General features: G+C 57.5%; 17 protein-coding genes and 1 tRNA gene. 6 read left to right on the top strand and 12 right to left on the bottom strand.

The features are described 5' to 3' along the window. Positions 1-586 precede the first annotated feature (586 nt). On the bottom strand, positions 587-1,378 hold the full coding sequence (gene radC / locus F1642_RS05345; RefSeq protein ID WP_045999578.1) for a DNA repair protein RadC: 792 nt from the start codon (positions 1,376-1,378) through the stop codon (positions 587-589). Positions 1,379-1,769: 391 nt separating this feature from the next. Continuing rightward, positions 1,770-2,519: an SDR family oxidoreductase gene (locus F1642_RS05350; protein WP_194885690.1), complete on the bottom strand. Its 750-nt coding sequence runs from the start codon at positions 2,517-2,519 to the stop codon at positions 1,770-1,772. A gap of 589 nt (positions 2,520-3,108) precedes the next feature. Between F1642_RS05350 and F1642_RS05355 the strand changes: the two genes are divergently transcribed. Further along, the gene (locus tag F1642_RS05355) at positions 3,109-3,417 is read left to right on the top strand and encodes a DUF1153 domain-containing protein (protein WP_194885691.1); all 309 of its coding nucleotides are present in this window, start codon (positions 3,109-3,111) and stop codon (positions 3,415-3,417) included. An 828-nt stretch (positions 3,418-4,245) separates the two neighbouring features. Here the strand turns inward: F1642_RS05355 and F1642_RS05360 are convergent. Then, the gene (locus F1642_RS05360) at positions 4,246-5,571 is read right to left on the bottom strand and encodes a hypothetical protein (RefSeq protein WP_194885692.1); all 1,326 of its coding nucleotides are present in this window, start codon (positions 5,569-5,571) and stop codon (positions 4,246-4,248) included. Positions 5,572-5,608: 37 nt separating this feature from the next. Next, complete coding sequence (locus tag F1642_RS05365) at positions 5,609-6,607, bottom strand: hypothetical protein (protein ID WP_194885693.1); 999 nt, start codon at positions 6,605-6,607, stop codon at positions 5,609-5,611. Between the two features lie 1,469 nt (positions 6,608-8,076). Between F1642_RS05365 and F1642_RS05370 the strand changes: the two genes are divergently transcribed. From F1642_RS05370 to F1642_RS05390, 5 genes are all read left to right on the top strand, one after another. After that, on the top strand, positions 8,077-8,292 hold the full coding sequence (locus tag F1642_RS05370; RefSeq protein ID WP_194885694.1) for a hypothetical protein: 216 nt from the start codon (positions 8,077-8,079) through the stop codon (positions 8,290-8,292). Then, positions 8,289-9,956 carry an N-6 DNA methylase gene (locus F1642_RS05375; RefSeq protein WP_194885695.1) on the top strand — a complete coding sequence of 556 codons (1,668 nt, stop codon included), beginning with the start codon at positions 8,289-8,291 and terminating at the stop codon, positions 9,954-9,956. The genes F1642_RS05370 and F1642_RS05375 overlap by 4 nt, the downstream gene beginning before the upstream one ends. After that, positions 9,953-10,942 carry a hypothetical protein gene (locus F1642_RS05380; RefSeq protein ID WP_194885696.1) on the top strand — a complete coding sequence of 330 codons (990 nt, stop codon included), beginning with the start codon at positions 9,953-9,955 and terminating at the stop codon, positions 10,940-10,942. The genes F1642_RS05375 and F1642_RS05380 overlap by 4 nt, the downstream gene beginning before the upstream one ends. A 1,566-nt stretch (positions 10,943-12,508) precedes the next feature. Then, positions 12,509-13,123 (top strand): hypothetical protein, encoded by a 615-nt coding sequence (locus F1642_RS05385; protein WP_194885697.1) that lies wholly within the window; start codon positions 12,509-12,511, stop codon positions 13,121-13,123. Positions 13,124-13,191: 68 nt separating this feature from the next. Continuing rightward, positions 13,192-14,124, top strand: coding sequence for an IS5 family transposase (locus tag F1642_RS05390; protein WP_045984280.1), 933 nt, complete (start codon positions 13,192-13,194; stop codon positions 14,122-14,124). A 265-nt stretch (positions 14,125-14,389) separates the two neighbouring features. Here F1642_RS05390 and F1642_RS05395 read toward each other — a convergent pair whose 3' ends face one another. The 8 genes from F1642_RS05395 to infA all read right to left on the bottom strand — a co-directional run bounded on the left by F1642_RS05395 (position 14,390) and on the right by infA (position 19,090). Then, positions 14,390-14,944: a tyrosine-type recombinase/integrase gene (locus F1642_RS05395; RefSeq protein ID WP_255522141.1), complete on the bottom strand. Its 555-nt coding sequence runs from the start codon at positions 14,942-14,944 to the stop codon at positions 14,390-14,392. A 147-nt stretch (positions 14,945-15,091) separates the two neighbouring features. After that, positions 15,092-16,179, bottom strand: a protein-coding gene (locus F1642_RS05400; RefSeq protein ID WP_139599857.1) for an IS3 family transposase whose coding sequence is annotated in 2 segments (ribosomal slippage) — positions 15,092-15,930 and positions 15,930-16,179 — 1,089 coding nt in all. Because the reading frame shifts where the segments join, the coding sequence is not laid out codon by codon here. 65 nt (positions 16,180-16,244) lie between these two features. After that, a complete protein-coding gene (locus tag F1642_RS05405) occupies positions 16,245-16,769 on the bottom strand; it encodes a DUF6538 domain-containing protein (protein ID WP_139598322.1) in 525 nt (174 codons plus the stop codon). Positions 16,770-16,830: 61 nt separating this feature from the next. After that, positions 16,831-16,906 (bottom strand) — tRNA-Phe (locus F1642_RS05410). A gap of 112 nt (positions 16,907-17,018) precedes the next feature. Beyond that, entirely contained in the window at positions 17,019-17,180 is a 162-nt protein-coding gene (locus tag F1642_RS05415) for a DNA gyrase inhibitor YacG (protein ID WP_045998908.1), read from the bottom strand. Further along, a complete protein-coding gene (locus tag F1642_RS05420; protein WP_045998907.1) occupies positions 17,180-18,235 on the bottom strand; it encodes a ribonuclease E/G in 1,056 nt (351 codons plus the stop codon). Before F1642_RS05420 ends, F1642_RS05415 begins: the two co-directional genes overlap by 1 nt. After that, entirely contained in the window at positions 18,232-18,831 is a 600-nt protein-coding gene (locus tag F1642_RS05425; RefSeq protein WP_194885698.1) for a nucleoside triphosphate pyrophosphatase, read from the bottom strand. Before F1642_RS05425 ends, F1642_RS05420 begins: the two co-directional genes overlap by 4 nt. 40 nt (positions 18,832-18,871) lie before the next feature. Further along, positions 18,872-19,090, bottom strand: a complete 219-nt coding sequence (gene infA, locus F1642_RS05430; protein WP_010397442.1) for a translation initiation factor IF-1 — start codon at positions 19,088-19,090, stop codon at positions 18,872-18,874. Positions 19,091-19,145: the final 55 nt, after the last annotated feature.

Raw genomic sequence — 19,145 nt, forward strand, 5'->3', positions numbered from 1 at the left:
ATCGCCTGATCGGAACGCCAAATTTGCGGACGTACATGTCGCCGCAACACGAGAAAACCTACGCTGTCAAGGACGGGCAGCACGCGAGCTTCTGCATGCATTGAAACTTCAGCTCTGCGAGATGCCTATTTCGGGATAGAGAGATCTGTCCGCGAACTTGGCGGCAGAGTCGCAGGTTCTATTGAGCCTAGGTACCATGCTACAGACGCACAGACAGTCATGTCCCTCCTCGGTATTTGTACATTCAATCGCGGAGCAACAAGGTAATTAGGGCCGGCTGTGATGTTACGAACGTGTCCTGTTCCCTGCGCGATGAAATGATAGCAACGAGCGTCAGTTCTGAGACTGATCCAGTCGCTACCTGACATAAGGATTTACCAACAAGCCGGCACGCCGTGGCCATGCCGACCAGACCAGAACCGATCCCAATCACAGGAACCGCGTCCGATTCGGACGGGTCCTTTTCGTTACTCGACCAATATCAAGTCGATCCGATTATGCCCTCGCTCGGTTCCACCGTGGGCATCATATCGATTGGATACGGCACAGTATGACTGGTCTCGGCGGCAGCCGAAACCCGAATGGACTACAACAGCCCCTGCTCCCGGAATGACGCCTCCGCATCCTTGCCGATGATGACGTGGTCGTGGACCGAGACATCGATCGCCTCACAGGCCGCAGCGACGCGGGCGGTCATGGTGATGTCCTCGTCACTGGGCGTCGGGTCGCCGGAAGGATGGTTGTGGACCAGGATCACGGCGCTTGCATTCAGTTCCAGAGCCCGCTTGGCCACCTCGCGGGGATAGACCGGCACGTGCCCGACGGTACCGCTGCCCAAGGCTTCATCGGCGATGATCGTGTTCTTGCGATCCAGGAACAGCACCCGAAACTGCTCGGTCTCGCGATAGGCCATGCAGGTGCGGCAATAAGAGATCAGCGCCTGCCAGGACGACAGCACCTCGCGCTGCAGAACCTTGGCCTGGGCCATCCGCTGCGCGAACGCGTCCACCAGCCGCAATTGCAGATAGACCCAACGGTCCGCGCCCTCGACCTGCCGGATGCGGTGTTCGGATGCGGCGACGACGCCGTTCAGGTCCCCGAATGTGGCAAGCAGGCGCTTGGCCAAGGGCTTGACGTCGATCTTGGGCACAGCATTGAACAGCAAAAGCTCCAGCATCTCGTAATCCGGCATCGGCGCATGACCGCCCTCAAGAAAGCGGGTCCGCAGCCGTTCACGATGACCCCAGTAATGCGGCCGGGCGGTCCCGTCCGTCCCTGTCACCAGCCCACCGCCCGCTGCGGCATCGGGCTTTAGCCGGTCTGTCATGCGGAAGGACCTGGTGAACGCGGGCTCGGTCACCGCCTCGGGGGGCGGCATGCGGGCCTCGAGGTCGGCCAGACCTTTGAGCGCCTCTTCGGAAAACCCGCCCGGCGACCGGACCGGAAGCTCGACCGTATCTCGCGCCTCCTCCGTCTGCGACGCCTGCACCTTGCCGCTTCGACCCCAGATCATGATGCGCCCCCGTCATACCGAAATACGATGCCGGGCAATCGTCTTGCGCATTCCCGGCCCTCAGCGGGACACATTGCGCAAATAAGGTAAATCAATCCTTAACGGGCAACACGGCAGGCACTGAAAATGCGGGCTTGCTGCAGGAAACTCGTTGCCGGTTGTCCAAGCGACGACGTGTGTTTCATTGCCGCGGTTGGTGCTGCCGCAGGGGGCCAATATCTCTTTCACAAGCGTGCATGGTCCCTTTCTCGGCCGCTCAGGAGATCAGGCCCACACGCCGCCGAATGGCCTCATCGCGCAGCGAGATCTCGGCACCCAGAAACGCATCCGCATCCGGCCCGCACATCCACAGCAGTGCACGTGCGGGCCATTCCGGCGGGATATGCACCGTCCAGTCCAACTGGCTGATCGGATTGACGCCGCTGTCGCGGATTGCCGCCTGCATGTCTGTTGCCACGGTACCCGGCGACAGGCTGATCGCCCGAACGCCGTCCGCCCGCGCCTCCTGATCCACCGCGCGCGTCAGCATCAATGCGCCTGCCTTGCTTGCACAATATGCGCTCCACCCCTCCTGAGGAGCATGGGCGGCGCCCGACCCCACCGTCAGGATGGTCCCGCCGCCGGCCGACCGCATGACCGGCAGTGCGGCACGGATCCCGTGAAAGACGCCCTTCAGGTTGATGTCGATGGCCTGCCCCCAGGCATCCGGATCGGCATCGGCCATGCCGGCGATCGCTCCGATGACACCGGCATTGTTGATCAGGACGTCCAACCGGCCCGCGCGATCACAGAAGGACGCGACCGCCCGCTCCATGTCGGCGGCACGTGCGACATCGCCTTCCAAAACCATGCCGCCAAGTTCGTCGGCCAGCGGTGAGATCGCGCGTGCATCACGGGACATGAGGCCGACGAGCGCCCCGGCCTCGGCAAGCACCCGCGCCGTCGCCGCACCGATGCCCCGGCTTGCCCCGGTCACCAGAACCCCCTTGCCCCTCAGATCGACCATTCCTCACTCCTGCCTTGCCATCAGTTTCACGGACACGGCCAGCAAGCCGGTCCACCAGACTACGACATTACGGCACCGCTGCGTGCATCCCAAGCCGCCTGCGCCATGCAATCGCAGGAATTTCTCCAAATATGCGCCACAACCTGTGCGAAAAGGCAGGTTCTCAGGACAGTAAGTGTCGGCTAATTAAATTTGTATAGTTTATTGAGTTGGATTTTTCCTATGCACCAGAACCAGACCGATCTGCGTCCCGTCGTTTCGGCGAAAGACCTGGCGATGATCCTTTCTGCCATCGGCGCCTATTCCCACAACGCAGAGTTCCGCGACCTTCGCGACAGGCTGCAGCATCAGGCCGTCACCTGGGGCGTGTTCCGCGCAGGCTGAGCCCGATAGTTGGCTCAATTAACGCCACTGACATGCCTTCGGAATATAGACGATAAGTCACATCTCGCGGCATGCTAGCTCCGTGTGGCGTCATATTCGTGATCCAATCGCAGCCTGTCCACAATCCAGACAATGCGTGGGCCCGCCAACCTCCCTTCCTGCCCACTGCACACCTGTCCATCTATTGTCGCGTAAAAGGTTCACCATGTTCATTCGAAAGTCATCCCGCCTCCGCACCGTCACGATCGATGACGGCAGCATCCTCAGCGTCGCCGATCTGCCCGATGCCGACACGCGTTGGGTTGCCTCGCGCAAGCAGACAGTGGTGCTCGCCGTGCTGCATGGACTGATCGACAGGGATGATGCATTGCGGCGCTATGGCCTCTCGGACGACGAGTTCAACTCGTGGTGCCGTGCCAGCGCGGCCCGTGGAAAGACAGCCCTGACGGTGACCGCACTGCTGCAGTACCGTCAGCCACAATCTGATCAATCGACTGATACTTCTGCGGACTAGCTACAAAGGTCAGCATCGGCTTGAGCATCGGTCTTGCGATTGTTTCATCGACGATTACGTTTTGCCAAATAGCACAGCATGTGCTCGACAAGTCATCTCAGCTACTTAGGGGTCGTCGTGTAGTTTGACACCGACCGCGTGATGTGGCAAAGGAGCGCCTTTCGTTTCCAAAGGACATGCATTCGTCGCGGCTTTAATTTGCAGATTACTTACGGTGCTCCTAGTATAACCCTAGGTAATCACACTCACATTAAAGCGCAAAATGCCTACAGCCGATATGAGTTAATTGGCTGAGAATAGTGAGATTATTGGTGCCCGGAGACGGTGTCCTTGACCTTGCCGGTCTTGGTTAGGCTCCCGTTGCAGGCACCTTGGCAGCTATTTACCTCAACAAATCAATGGCTACTGGTCGTCCGAGGCTGTGTCAACGGGCACATATTGTACTACGGTATGTTCTACGGCTAGGGCCTGCTGAATAATGCTTCGGCAGTCGTTCAGATGTCCCCGGGGGGCGAGTGCCACCCCCACCCCTACCCGATACCGTATACATCCCCGACCGTTGTTGGGCGAAATAGCTAGTCAACCTGCGTTCATGGCTTAGCGGGCTGTTCAGTCGATGCACCGTGCGTTTTTCGTAATGTGACAGATCTTGAAATCAGGCGGGGTGGCCTTGGCTGTGGGTGATTTGCTGTACCGAATTGGGCGATGGTGATCAGAAGCGTCTAGTGACATGGCCGGATTGTTCCGTCGTCCGGCAGTCCAACACGGGGGCTCACGGACCTGCTATGGGGACAAGGTCTAATTAGATATCTATAGGACCTTGTCCCCTTAAGCCCAAAGCAGCCGTGGCTGATGAACCCCCGACCAACCCGAACCGGGGATCTCCGGATCGCCATTCTCGAGGTAAGCAACCCAATCAGCGAAGGGGATATGCCCAGCTGAGAGGTTGATGGATGACGCGGCAGGAAGCCGTTCTGCTTGCTGGTTAAGGAGTATGAACAGGTGCTGATGAGTGGCAGTACGGCCCGCATTCGTAGCTTTGAACTCGATGACAAGCAGGCCTGTCTGAGAAAGAATTGGTAATGCCCTCAGCCGGCTGGGGTCCTTGACCCGACTCCGCTGCAACATTTTCTTGGCTTGGGGGGCATTCGTGGCCAAGTCCGGACGCATCCGAAGAAGCCCCGCGGCAGACAGCGGGACATTACCCTTGCGGATCAATTCAATCTCCAGCCGATCAGGCATCAACTCGTCAAAGCGGACAAACTGATCCACCGGCATTTCGACTGGCAGATTGCCGAGCAGAATGACATTTTTGACGAATGGTGCATGAACCAGACGAAGCCGGGCGATGGCCTGGATAGTTTCTGCTTCTCGACTCTGCCGGTGCAAGGCCTCGATGCGTTCATCTGTGAACGATCTGACCTCTACACCGGATTGCGGATGAGGGTTTGCGCCACTTTGCAGATAGCCCCTCAACACCGTGGGCAATCGCGGTAGTGCCGTTCCCGTCGCAGGTAAGAAGCTTGCCTCATCGTGGCATAGGGGCTGATCAGCGGCCCAGAATACAGCCCTAGCCTTTATATCGATGGTCCAAGCTGGTGGAGAATTCCGCCCTGTGATGAATACGGCAGAAGCGTGCTCCGCAGCATTGCTGCCCCGAACGTTCTGGAAGTGATTGACCATAACGCTCTCGTCCAGATCACTGCGTTCCCGAAGCTGGTCTGCGAGTTTCTTGTGGCTGATTAACAGCGGATGCTCGCCCAGTCGCGCCCAGACATTTAGGATACTTACGAGATCAGCTACCGGGGCTGTGTCTCCATTCCAAAACGAGTTGCTGCCGGTGCGGTCGTAGACCTGCGTGGTGAAAGCGCGCTGCTCGATATCGATCGTACGAAATTCAACAGGGCCTACGATCTCTTCAAGCAGGTCCTGATCGCCAGTGGCATCTAAGATTAACAGAGGCACGTTGTCTGGGATCTCGGGACTGTGCAGTCGTACTATGACGGCTTCGTCAGTGCGTGGGTCATAGATAACACGCTCCACCTGCGTGCGGTTCTTGAGGCTAAGTTCCTCACGCAGGACCTCCAGAAGCACGGACAAGCTCCTGTGCAGCGTCGCGCTCGGCAGGGTGACCGGCTTGTTACCGGCGGCCATGAAAGGTGCCGGCGGCCGAAGATGGTTCAGTTCCACATCACCTAAATCCGTCGGCACTACACCCGCCGTCTGTAGAGACTGTAGGAGCGGCTGTCCCGTAACCAAGGCATCCGCGAATAGGGCACCAATATTGGGGTGACGAGGCGTCTTGATATGCCTTACGGATGTCAGTTAGCCGAACAAGTTCTTCCTTGATCAGGTCATTGAGGAAGGCCTCGTCTATGATAACTAGGTCTGGATCGTTCTGGATGGGGTTCCTCGGCAGGCCCAAGTAGCTGTGGACCCCAATACGGACCACATTGCCTTGTGCCGTAGCTAGACTGGGGTCACGAAATTGTTCAATGTAGCCACAGGCGTCGTAGAATTCACAGTGTTGGCCATCAGCCGAACGGCAAGCTTTATGGAATATCCCAACGCCAGACTTCCTCAAGCTTTTCACATAGTCCGCACGACGACACAGGATCGGCAGGTTTCCTGAACTTCCGCCATCGCGCGGAACAACGTGAACGACCTTTGCAGCTACAGGTACGCCTGCCTTAAGCTTCTCAACATATTCGGCAGCAAGGTCGTGACGGGGCACGTAGATTTCGATACGCATACCGAAACGACCGGCAAGAAATGCCTTTAGGTGCTCAATAACCTGCCGGGTCTTTCCGGCACCCATGGTCACCCGCAAAGCAAGCCGTGGTTCCCGCTCGGATAGGTTGGAAAAGAAGCGGGTCAAGGCTTCACCAAGCGCCTTCATCCCAGTTTCTCGGTCAACGAAGGCAGGTGCAATAGACGGTGCATGAGTGGGATAAAGAGTGGTCGCGTCTTGTCGGCTGGTAAAGTCGTAGGTCCCTGTCCGCAGCTTCTCCAGTCGTTGCTCAGCTTCGACCATAGCATCCAAAACGGACCACTTGCCATCTGAGATATCGGCGCCTTTGCTGAACACGGCCCATGTCATCTGAGCTAGTTCTTCGACGGCGATCTTCTCGGCTTGCCCTGCCTTCACAACAGCCGTGGTGGCCTTGTTGCTGGCCTGCAGCAAGAACATGCGCCGTCCATCAACGACTAAATTCGTATTAGGGTCACGTACAATCCTGGTGCCGCTAAAGCCTGCCGGTCGCCCAGCCCGTCCGCGTCTCGTCGCAGATGCCGAGGTAGGCGCAACCTCAAATTCATCAGGTACAGTCACGGTAGTGACTTGCCGGCCTGCACGGTAAAATCCAGAGCGGTCAGGCATGGGATCACATACGCCGTCTGCAAGCACTGGGGCAGCCGTATAGTGCGGTTGAACTGGATTGTAGACTGCCAGATCCACTGGGTATCCCTGCAGCCAAGCCTTTAGCTCGTTGTCCCTGACAGGACGATCTAGCCAAAACCATAAGTGGAGCCGGATGCGATTCGTCTTGACGCCCCATTGAGCCAGAAAATTGGTACCAGCAGTCGACCGTGGCGAATTCCGGGGGCAAGTGAGCTATGGCTATGGAGACAAGGCGCTCTTTATTAGCTCGAAAGTCGTCGACGTCGGAAGGAAGCGGCAATTCATCGATATCGATCATACACCATTCGCGTGGGCAGGCCTCGAACGTCGCCGGCACACCGCCTTGAGGCTTTAATAGGCGGCGCACGCCGCTACACGAACGACCACAAATTAGCTGACCACGGATCACAAACTTCGATGGATTACCTTCTAGATTTCCCAACGCTTCGCCAAGACTTTGGAGATCGGTCACGTCCAGCCTTGCGACGTCATGACGGAAAGAACGTGGTACTCTTTCAATCACCAGCGTCCCCAGATCGTTCCTAGTAATGAATTTTGCTGCAGGTCGCCCGTCCTCAGTGGTCAGAACGGTCACTGTCTCTGTCGCACGTTCACTCACACGGTCGTTCCTGCTTGCATCCAGCGGAGCACCACTAGGCCTTGCCACATGATGACACCCGCAAAATCGCGGCGCTCGCCATACTGCACAAAGCGGTAGACGTAATCCTGGACTCGGCTTTTCCGCGCTCGGGTCTCGCCATCGTTCATCAGGTCTCTCTCTCGCAACTTCGTTGAAATCCCATCTAGCACACATCAGGTTTGATTCGTAACTTATTGTTAATAATAAATAAGATTACCCTAACTGAGGTAACTACAACGGTCGCTTTTGGGGACCAGTTAAGGGAACTTACGGTGAGGATCGCTATCGGCTGTTTTTGTATGACCTGACCCACCGGTCGAAGCGCAGCCCTCTCGCCATAGCCGGTTAGTCATGATGCCAAACGATTTCGGAAAAACGGGGGGCGCGAGGCATACAGGGCTGCCAGAGTGGCATGTGTGCGGATGATTTCCTTAGGAAAATAGTGGAACCAACTGGGAAGAATGTTGCTGGCCCCAACCCTACCAAACACCACCCGGACATCAGGAGCACAGCGCGCTAGTCTTTATCCGGTTGCCACCCCCTAGCGGCTCCTGCATCTAGGTCTAACGCTTCGGTTGGAGTTGATCGGCGGCATAAGGCATGGGGAAACATGACATCAATGAGCAAAGAAGAGCCCAACGGCGTCGAATATGAAGAGGCGGCAGTGACCGTCGTCGACCCGTCTGAAAATAGCCCCATGACGATTGGTGGGAAGCCCGCACCTATTACGATCACTGATTACATTTCGGGCAAAGAAGTTCGTGCGACACCCGAAGAGGTAGACGCGGTGCAGGTCTTTGCGCGTAGACTTGTTGATGAACTAGGGAACCCATGACCCATATTCAGACGCGCCCTCAGTTTCGGGTCCGCTCGACGCCTTCCGCTACGAGGGCGAAGAGCTACCCTGTTGATATAGTCGTATTCTCATCGGGCAACAGGCTCGAATCCGATGCTCAAATTGTTGTGGAGTGCAAGAAAAAAACGCGCAAAGACGGCGAGGAGCAGCTCAAGATCTACATGACGATGTCGTCGGCGCAAATCGGTGTTTGGTTCAATGGACTGGACCACCTTTACCTTTTGAAAGAGTACCGTGAGGGCGGGGAAATCCACTGGTCAACTCTTCCGACCTTGCCCAAGTTCGGGCAGACGGTTGCGGAAATTGGCACGCTTCACCGGCGAGACCTTATCGCACCTACTAACCTTAAGTCGGTACTTAGGGACATCCGCAATCATCTCGCCGGAAACACCACCGGAATTACTCGTGATCAGGGTCTTGCCATCGAGATCACGTCAGTACTATTTTGTAAAATCTACGATGAACTCAATACTGCGCCCGACGACCTGCCGCAGTTCCGCACGGTGCACCGGGAACCTTCCGATCGCATAAAAGCGCGCATTGACCAGCTATTCGATGCGGTGCAGCAGGAATACCCGGACGTCTTCCGCGAAAACGAGGAAATCGGCCTTGATCCCGAGAGCCTCCGTTATGTGGTAGGCGAACTGCAAAACTACTGCATACTCGAAGCCTCACGTGATGCCATTGGCGACGCGTTTGAGGTGTTCATAGGACCCGCTGTGCGTGGGGAGGAAGGCCAGTTCTTCACCCCCCGAAACGTGGTACAGATGATGATAGACGTTATCGACCCGAAGCCCACAGAGACCGTTATTGATCCAGCTTGCGGGTCAGGCGGGTTCCTTATCGTTGCGCTGGAGCATGTTTGGAAGACGCTTGAAAATGAAGCGGCGGATAAGGGATGGAGCGAGGCTATTCTTGAACGCCGAAAGCGCGAAACGGCGCAACGGGGTTTTCGAGGACTTGATAAAGATTCGTTCCTTACGAAAATTACAAAGGCCTACATGGCTATAATTGGTGATGGACGTGGCGGCATCTTCTGTGAGGATTCCTTAGCGCCTCCCGCGGTATGGCATGAAGATGCGCGGCTTAAAGCAAAAATGGGTAGCTTTGATGTTGTGCTTAGCAATCCACCATTTGGTTCGAAAATAAAGGTGACGGGTGCCCAAAAACTTGGGCAATATGAGCTAGCGAAACTTTGGACGAAGCCGTCCAAAGGTCAGACAGATTGGACCGCTGGAGGAAAGCGTCGTACTGAGCAATCGCCACAGATATTGTTCATCGAGCGCTGCGTGCAACTCCTAAAGCCTAACGGGCGGCTCGGGATTGTCCTGCCGGAGAGTATTTTCGGCATGCCTGTTTATGGCTATGTGGTGCAATACTTGATGGATAACTTCTCGCTGCGCGGGTTTGTCAGTTTACCAGAGGAAGTGTTTCAGCCCTACACCCATGCGAAGACATGTGTACTGTTTCTGCAGAAACGTCAGCCCGATCAAGCTGAGAATATTGAAATGGCGATAGCGGATTGGTGCGGTCATGATAGCCGCGGCAACCCTACTGTGCGTTTGACAGCGCAAGGCATGGAGCTGCTTGACGATCTCCCTGAAATTGCAACGCGTATGGCGGCTAAAGGAATCTGGGCATGACCTCCGACAGCGATAGCCATCTGTCCTTCACAGTTGCTCGGTCTGAGCTGCGCGATCGAATTCTGATACCGAAATACTATGACCCGGAACTCGAGGTAGCAGCTCGATGTGCGGAAGAAGACTTCGTGCTTCCTAGGCTAGGTGACCTTCTTCTCCCCGGTGCAGAAGGGTCACGACTTGGATCATGGATTCGGCGCGAGCACTACGGCACTGGCCAGATCCCCTATGTCCGCACCAGTGATTTAAACGGATGGAAGATCCGGTCAGACTACAAAAAGGGGGTGTCATCCACGGTGTATGCTGGCGTCGCCGAACGACAGAACGTGCAAGCGGGGGACATCCTATTTGTGGCCCATGGCACCTACCTTGTGGGAACGGTGGCAATGGTGACCAAGGACGATCTTCCTTTAGTGCTACAGGATCACGTTTTTCGCTTACGTCTCGATCCTGAGCTTGATTTGCCTGGTGTTGGCACTATCGACAGCTGGCTTGTGTTAGCTGCACTTTCCACGCAATTCGTCCGGCGGCAAGTTCGGGTCCGTCAGTTCTCCGCGAACATCATCGATAAGGTGGGTGAGCGTCACCTTGAACTCCGGCTGCCTGTGCCTCGTGATGAAAATAAACGCGAAGCTATATCGAAGGATGTACGTAAGGTCGTTGAGGAACAAGGGCGCGTTCGCAGCAAGATATCTTCTTTGTTAGGGTCGAAATTGCGGATGACCCGCGAGCGTGCGGCTACGAGACACGGCTTCCCAATCAGTCGAGAAAAGCTGACGCATCGGGTATTAATTCCGAAATACTATGACCCGGATCTATATGCCCGGGTGGCAGCAGAGGAAGAAAGGTCTGGAACTCAATGGCTAAGCCTGGGCGATTTGGTCAATACAGGTGCACTCTCCGCAGATACGGGGATCGAAGTTGGAAAAAATGGCCTACGGCACTGGATCTATCCCATTTCTAAGGACTTCAGATCTCGCAGACCTTGAAATCCGAGCCAACCCGCGCCAAGGGGTTTCACAAGCGATTTACGACGAATACGCAACACGTGCTTCTGTCGCTGCCGGCGATGTTTTGGTTGTAAGGGATGGAACCTACCTTGTCGGCTCCTCGGCGCTTGTCGGAACTGACGATCTTCCTGGATTGATTTGCGGGGGACTTTATCGCCTTCGATCCAGAGACATGGAAGCCTTGCCGCCTACCACCCTACTTGCGCTCTTAAATATGCCTCTTTCGCGACAACAGATGCGGGCAAAGCAATTCACCCGCGATGTCATCGACACACTAGGGTATCGTTTGCTTGAGGTAAGAATTCCGGATCCCGCTTCTCCTTACGCAGCTAGAATAGGCGAAGAAATGTCGAAACTCATGAGCACAAAAACCGATCTTAGAAGAATGCACAGCGACGCCGTTTTCTAGCTTAGAGCCAGTGCTTCCTAGATTGTCACAGGGGCGCCCTGGCTGGTCTATGCGCGGTTGACGGTCTTTACCCTATCGTGCGCCCATGAATAAACGAGCTTCCCTAATGTTGTCCGTCTGAGAGTTAGTTCCTCAATCAGAAAGCGCAGGCACAATTTGATCCGCGGACAGTCCATCCATCAACCTCTCAGCTGGGCATATCCCCTTCGCTGATTGGGTTGCTTACCTCGAGAATGGCGATCCGGAGATCCCCGGTTCGGGTTGGTCGGGGGTTCATCAGCCACGGCTGCTTTGGGCTTAAGGGGACAAGGTCCTATAGATATCTAATTAGACCTTGTCCCCATAGCAGGTCCGTGAGCCCCCGTGTTGGACTGCCGGACGACGGAACAATCCGGCCATGTCACTAGACGCTTCTGATCACCATCGCCCAATTCGGTACAGCAAATCACCCACAGCCAAGGCCACCCCGCCTGATTTCAAGATCTGTCACATTACGAAAAACGCACGGTGCATCGACTGAACAGCCCGCTAAGCCATGAACGCAGGTTGACTAGCTATTTCGCCCAACAACGGTCGGGGATGTATACGGTATCGGGTAGGGGTGGGGGTGGCACTCGCCCCCCGGGGACATCTGAACGACTGCCGAAGCATTATTCAGCAGGCCCTAGCCGTAGAACATACCGTAGTACAATATGTGCCCGTTGACACAGCCTCGGACGACCAGTAGCCATTGATTTGTTGAGGTAAATAGCTGCCAAGGTGCCTGCAACGGGAGCCTAACCAAGACCGGCAAGGTCAAGGACACCGTCTCCGGGCACCACTTGCTTATTCAAGCTATTGAAAAGCCTCAGCTAAGTCCGATCTTGGCAAAGGCGTAGAACATGGCGGTAGATCTTAGCGCATTGATGCTTAGCGGTGATCAGTGCGTTTGACCTAAAACAGCAACAAGTCATTCAACTGCAGGTCCTCAGTAGACCAAAGTTTAGCCTGAATAATCTAAACAACAAGATGAACGTACAATCCAGTGCATCAGGCGATGCACATCCCTGTCGATCATGCTGTGGCAGGTTCCAAGCCCCAATGTGGCCAAACTTAATCTAGCACGTTTCAACATGCTTTAATTCAGAGGGCAGAAAATGGCAGATACAGCACTCCAAGACGAACTCCTTCCCGGACAGTTTGCATTCCAATTCACCGGCACATCTAGAGTCGACGCTAAACACCTCGGAAAGTTTCTCGAACGTGCAGCATCTGTTGCGAATCAAAAAGGTGTAAGCCTCTACGTTGATGCGACACGAGAAGGCAGCCTGGTTGTTGTTTTGTCCGCGGCGAAGAAGGAGTTCCTGGATAAGCCGGTTGCGACAACCTCGGCAGTTGTAGCTGCAATGTCTATCGTGGTGCCAGCTTTAGTGTTTGCCATGTCAATAGAGAGTGGAACCAAAACCCCCCTTACGAAAGCGGGCATCGAGCTTCTTGAAACTCGTACCGTAGAGACTATTGAAGTGGTAACTCGAGAAGATCGATTCTTGGTAATGGACCGCGAGATTTCCGCAAGCTTTCAGGAAATAGAAACAAGGACTATGAAGAAATTTCAATTTCAGCGGCCCGCGTTGGTGGAAATGCAGGCTCCTGCTGAGATGATGGAGATGATAGCTGATGGAAGCCTAACCGGCCGAGTCGCAGACTTGGAAGGCGATCTTTATTTTTTCGCCGGACGGTTACCGATTCTTTATTCCGATCAAAGTAGCTGATAGCGACCTTGTTGCACATCTCAGTGATGGGGATTCACTGAGCGCGTCCTGAGGGTTAGGTCGAGGGCATGCCGAAGCCTTCCCCGATCCGCTACCGCACGACGAACTGGTCAGACTACAATGCGGCGCTGCGCAAGCGCGGCTCGCTGTCGGTCTGGTTCGATCCCGAGACGGTCTGGCACGCCGACAAGACCGGCAAGCGCGGGCGACCCGAGACCTTCTCGGACGCTGCCATCCAGACCTGCTTGACCCTGAAAGTGCTCTTCGGGCTTCCGCTCCGGCAGACGGTCGGGCTGGTTGAAAGCCTGATCCAGATGGCGGGGCTTGATTGGCCGGTTCCGGACTATTCGACGCTGTGCCGCCGGCAGGCGCGGATCGCGGTGCAGGTCCCGTATCGCGCGTCCGGGCAGCCCCTGAACCTGTTGATCGACAGCACCGGTATCAAGTTCCGCGGGGACGGCGAGTGGCAGGCCCGCAAACATGGCCCGTCACGCCGGAGGCAATGGAGAAAGGTCCACCTCGCCATGGACGCGGGCACCGGGGATGTGCGCGCGGTCGAGTTGACCTCGAGCCGCCAAGGCGACAGCCCGCTGCTGCCGGAGCTTCTGGCGCAGATCCCGCCGGAAGAGACGATCGGCACGGTCACCGCAGATGGTGCTTACGATACACGACGATGCCATGGCGCGATCATCGACCGAGGAGCGGATGCCGTCATACCGATCCGGCGCAATGGCCGCGCCTGGAAAGAAGACTGTCCCGCTGCTGCCGCGCGAAATGAGATCCTGCGGGCAACCAGGCGCTTGGGCCGGGCGCTCTGGAAGAAGTGGACCGGCTATCACGTCCGAAGTCGGGTCGAAGCTCTGATGAACTGCCTGAAGCTCTTCGGCGAGAGGATCATGTCACGAGACCCCGCCCGCCAGACCGCCGAAATCCAGATCCGCATCGCCATCATGAACCGCTTCTCGGCCCTTGGCAGGGCCGAGATCGAAGCCGTCCGCTGAAGAATGGCGGGAAAGGGGGCAGTCATGCTCGGGGCTGATTTGCGCAACATCGCCGCTGATAGCGCAAAAGTTTCAGGGCTGGTTGCCGGTGCGAGGATAAGTATCTCTGGTAGCATGATATTAAAGCGGGGGCGGCCTGATTCTATCGTAGTTAATGCCGCAAAAGTTGAGAGCCGCTGAAAGACTAATTTCCTTACTGCCGTTTAATATATCAACTACTCGCCATCGCGATCTGTTTAAGCGGTACAAAAGGACTTTTCTTTGATTAGACCAATGAATTTAACCAGCGCCGCATTACCTTGAGCGGATACCCGCGACCGTAACTGTGTCCGACGCCTTCAGTTTGCCAGCCGCCAATCTGATCTACAATATCAGCTGGACATTCTACAGCACGGAGCCGGTCTCGCATTGAGTGCCGGAACCCGTGCATCGTGGCATTCTCGTAAGCATGCGCCTTCAGCCACTTGTTGAGCGCCGCACTAGTTGCATTCGCGGTAGTCTGGTCGGTCTTGTTGTAGCGTGGAAAAGCAAAGCGTGATGTGCGGCCGTCCTGCAGTAGTCGCTGTGCCGCCCAAGCAGACGAACCGACCAGCGGTATAGTTCGAGCGCTGCTGGAAGTCTTTAGTCTACGCCACGGGTGGGCCTTCACCTGAACGTAGTAGCCATCGTCGTCGTGGCCAAAGTCTTCACAGAGCAAGCCTGCAGCCTCGGCCAGGCGCATCCCTGTATCCGCGAGTAGGGCCACCAGCCAGCGCATCTCATCGTCGATCCGATAGCATTGGGCCTGAATCTTCCGGATGCTGTCCACAGGGATCGGCAAGCGGTCAACGACTCCTGCATTGCGGTCGTAGTAAACACCACCGAACGGGTTAGTCAGCGTCAGCCCCTCCTCGCTGGCTGCGAAGTTCGTGACAGCCCTTAATGTACCGGTAATCCTCCCCGTTTTAACGGGGTTTGGTCGTAGAACTCACGCAGCCATTTTCAGTTTCTGTGCGGGTGTTATGCCGCCGATGCCCATGTTGGGTCGCTCGTTGTTGTAAGTCCAGAGCCAGTCGGTTGCGATACTCTGTGCCTCCGCGATGGTTTCAAAAATGTAGAGGTCGAGCCATTCATGGCGGACGGTGCGGTTGTAGCGCTCGACGTAAGCGTTCTGCTGCGGTTTGCCGGGCTGGATGTGGGTCAGGACAATGCCCTGCTTTGCGGCCCAGATTGCCAAGGTTGCGCTGATGTATTCCGGGCCGTTGTCGACCCTGATGGCCATGGGCTTGCCGCGCCACTCGATGATCTGGTTCAGCGCCCGAACCACGCGCTCGGCCGGAAGCGAAAAGTCGACCTCAATGCCCAGACCCTCGCGGTTGAAGTCGTCGAGCACGTTCAGCAGCCGGAATTGGCGACCATCGGCCAGACGGTCGGCCATGAAGTCCATGGACCACACGAGGTTCGGCGCGTCTGGAACCGAGAGCACGTCCGGCTTGTGCCGCTTGATGCGCCGCCTTGGCTTGATCCGCAGGTTCAGTTCCAGTTCGCAGTAGATCCGGCGAACGCGCTTGTGGTTCCAGGCATGGCCACGGACATTGCGCAGATACAGGAAGCATAGGCCGAAGCCCCAGGTTCTGTGCGCCTTGGTCAGGCCCTCAAGAAGATCCGCGATGGTCTCGTTCTCGGCACAGCGCTTCGGGCTGTAACGAAAGCACGTCTCGCTGACCCCAAATGTGCGGCAGGCCAGCGCAATGCTGACCCCCTTCGTTGCCACCGCCCTCGCGGCCAACTCGCGGCGTTGAGCTGGCCGCGTCACTTTTTTCCCAAAGCTTCCTTGAGCAGGTCGGCCTGCATGCTCAGGTCCGCGAACATGCGCTTCAGCCGCCGGTTTTCATCCTCCAGCGCCTTCATCTGGCTCATCATGGACGCATCCATACCGCCATACTTCGCCCGCCATTTGTAAAAGCTCGCGCTGCTGATCCCATGCTCTCGGCACAGCTCCGGCACCGCAACACCGCCTTCGGCCTGGCGCAGCACAGCCATGATCTGCGGCTCGGTAAATCGGGTCTTTCTCATTCGAATCTCCTCAGCTCACGCTACGAGAAAATTCTACGAATAAACCCCCTTAACGATGGGGAGGATTACCTACCGAATATGCGGGTGATACTGCTCCCGGCCATTCCTCGTGCGACCAATGCATCCCGAAACGCGTTTGCATCTTTTCGCGTATAGTCGCTCAAGCCTTTGTCGCCGCAGACATCAATGACATAGCCGCAGGAACGTTCAGCTGCCCGCCGGAAAGTTTCTGGTTTCCCGCACCCCTTGAGGCGAATGTACGTTGCCACACATTCAGAGAGCTTAAGCTGATTATTGGTGAGGGAAGGCTCATCTGGTTGTGGAGAAGCTGCCTGCTTGCTCATGTTCAATCGTAACATATGCTTGCCCGGTAGCTCGCTATCCTGTGCTCTAAGATGAAACCAGTATTCATCGAGTTGGCTGGCTGCACGAACCGCTCGTGCCGCCGCAACAGCAACCGATCTAGTTCGCAGCGAGTACGCAATCTTGTTTGAGGTGTAGTGCTTCTGCAGTTCCACAGGAATGCGCCGCACGAAGTAGAACACCCCCTCCTTGATAAAAGTATGAGGTGCTAATTTGTATACCGCCATGTTCTACGCCTTTGCCAAGATCGGACTTAGCTGAGGCTTTTCAATAGCTTGAATAAGCAAGTGGTGCCCGGAGACGGATTTGAACCGCCGACACGCGGATTTTCAATCCGCTGCTCTACCAACTGAGCTATCCGGGCCCCGGTGGACCCTGGCGGGTCTTGGGTAGGCGGTGTTTACGAAGCGACGGCAGAACTGTCCAGACCGAATCTGCGGTTTTTCGACGACCTGCGGCGCTTTTCGGCGCGCTGCTTAGTCGTCACCGGCATCATCGTGCGGCAGGTCCTCCAGCGGCGGGCCGGGGATGACATAGGCTCCCCGCAGCCACTTGGCCAAGTCGACATCCGCACACCGCTTGGAACAGAAGGGACGATACTGCGGCTGGCTGTCCTTTTTGCAGATCGGGCAGGCCATCACGCGTCCCCGCTTGCGGAGGCCAGTCGTGCCAGCGGCACGCGGTCACGCTTGCGCGTCAATTCGTAGAGACCCATCGCGGTCCAGCCGACCAAGGTCGTTTCCGACCCAGCCCACCGGAAGGCCCCCTGCAGGACCTGATCCAGCGTCGCGCGGTCTCGCTTTGGCATAGGCGCAAAATCGACCACGATCTGTCCGCCCAGACCGCGCAGCGCCAGTTGCCGGGGCAGTTCGCGAGCCAGCGCGATATTTGCCTTCAGTCCCGCAGCCAGCGAGGTGTCGTTGCCGGTGTTCACATCGACCGCGACCAGCGCACGGGTTGCCTCGATATGCGCGTCGCTGCCGCCCGGCAGGGGCACGCGGGACGACAGCAGAGCATCGACGGCGTCGAGCACGCCGCAGCGATCAAAGCTGTCTTCGCCTTCCTCGACGGCGTCGGGGGCGGGCTCGGCCCAGTCCATCCATGCCTGCTCCCACGGCGTGGGCGCGTCCAGCAGCAGTTCCGGCGCGCCCACGATTTCGGCGCAGACGCGATCCGCCAGTTCGATCAGGTCGTCCAACTCGGCGCGGATGTCGTCGTCTTCCGCGTCCAGGCAGACGCTGCGGAGGATCAGGCCATGATCGCGATCGCCCAAGGACGCCCGGCCGATCGCCTCCAGCTCATCCCGGCGATCCTCGTCGCGGATGCTGCGCGACACGTTGACCCCCGGCGCGCCCGGCGTGACCAGCGCGTGACGGCCGCGAAACAGCAGCCGCGTGGACAGGGGCACGGCTTTGCCGTCCTCGGCCACGCCCGCGACCTGGACCAGCAGCGGCTTGCCCTCGGACACGCCCTTGCGATCGCGCAGATAGCCTGTCTGGCCATCCGGCAGGCGCAGGAACACGCCGCCCTGCCCCTTCATGAAGCGGTCGGTCGAGGCACGACAGATCGCACCGGGCGCCAGCGCGGTCAGCGGATCGCTGGCGACCAGCAGGTCGATCAGCTGACCGTCCTGCATCAGGGCTGCGGCTTCGAGGCCAAACAGATGCCCCAGAACGACTTGGCGACCCTTCATCGGGCGTCTTCCTTGATCTTGGGATGGATGCCGATCGCGGCCAGCATGGCGGCGGTTTCCGACAGAGGCAGGCCGACGACGGCCGAGAACGACCCCTCCAGCCACGGGATGAAGGCGGCCGCCGCCCCCTGGATGGCATAGCCGCCCGCCTTGCCCTGCCAGTCGCCCGCATCCAGGTACCGCTCCAGCGCGGCCGGATCGATCGATCGCATGCGGACCTTGGTCTCGACCAGGCGCAGGGCGGTGCGGGATCCGTGGCGCAGCGCGATGGCGGTCAGCACGACGTGCCGGCGCCCCGACATCAGCCGCATGAAGGCCGCAGCCTCGTCCCGATCGGCGGGCTTGCCCAGGATGCGGCGGCCCACGGCAACCGTGGTGTCGGCGGTCAGCAGTGCCTCGCCCTCGGCCAGATCCAGCGCGGCGGCCTTTTCGGCGGCCATGCGGCGGACATAATCACGGGGCGGTTCGGCCTTGCGGGGAGTCTCGTCGATATCGGCGGGGCGCAGCGCGTCGGGAACGATCCCGATCTGGGCCAGCAGTTCCAGCCGCCGCGGGCTGGCTGATCCCAGGAGCAGCCTGGGGGGCGTATCGGCCATCATGCGGCCTCCGGTGGTGTCGGCCGTCCCGGGGGACGGCTTACTTGAAGCGGTAATTGATCCGCCCCTTGGTCAGGTCATAGGTGTTCATTTCCACCTGAACCTTGTCGCCTGCCAGAACACGGATGCGGTTCTTGCGCATCTTGCCTGCCATATGCGCGATGATCTCATGGCCGTTTTCAAGCTCGACCCGGAATGTCGCATTGGGCAGGAGTTCCTTCACGACGCCGGGGAATTCGAGCATTTCTTCCTTGGCCATGGTCACTCCGTTCTTGTCATCCCGTCAGATTCGGGACCGACGTTACATGCGACCA

The sequence above is a fragment of the Paracoccus sp. NBH48 genome, from assembly GCF_015390265.1.
Lineage (GTDB): Bacteria > Pseudomonadota > Alphaproteobacteria > Rhodobacterales > Rhodobacteraceae > Paracoccus > Paracoccus marcusii.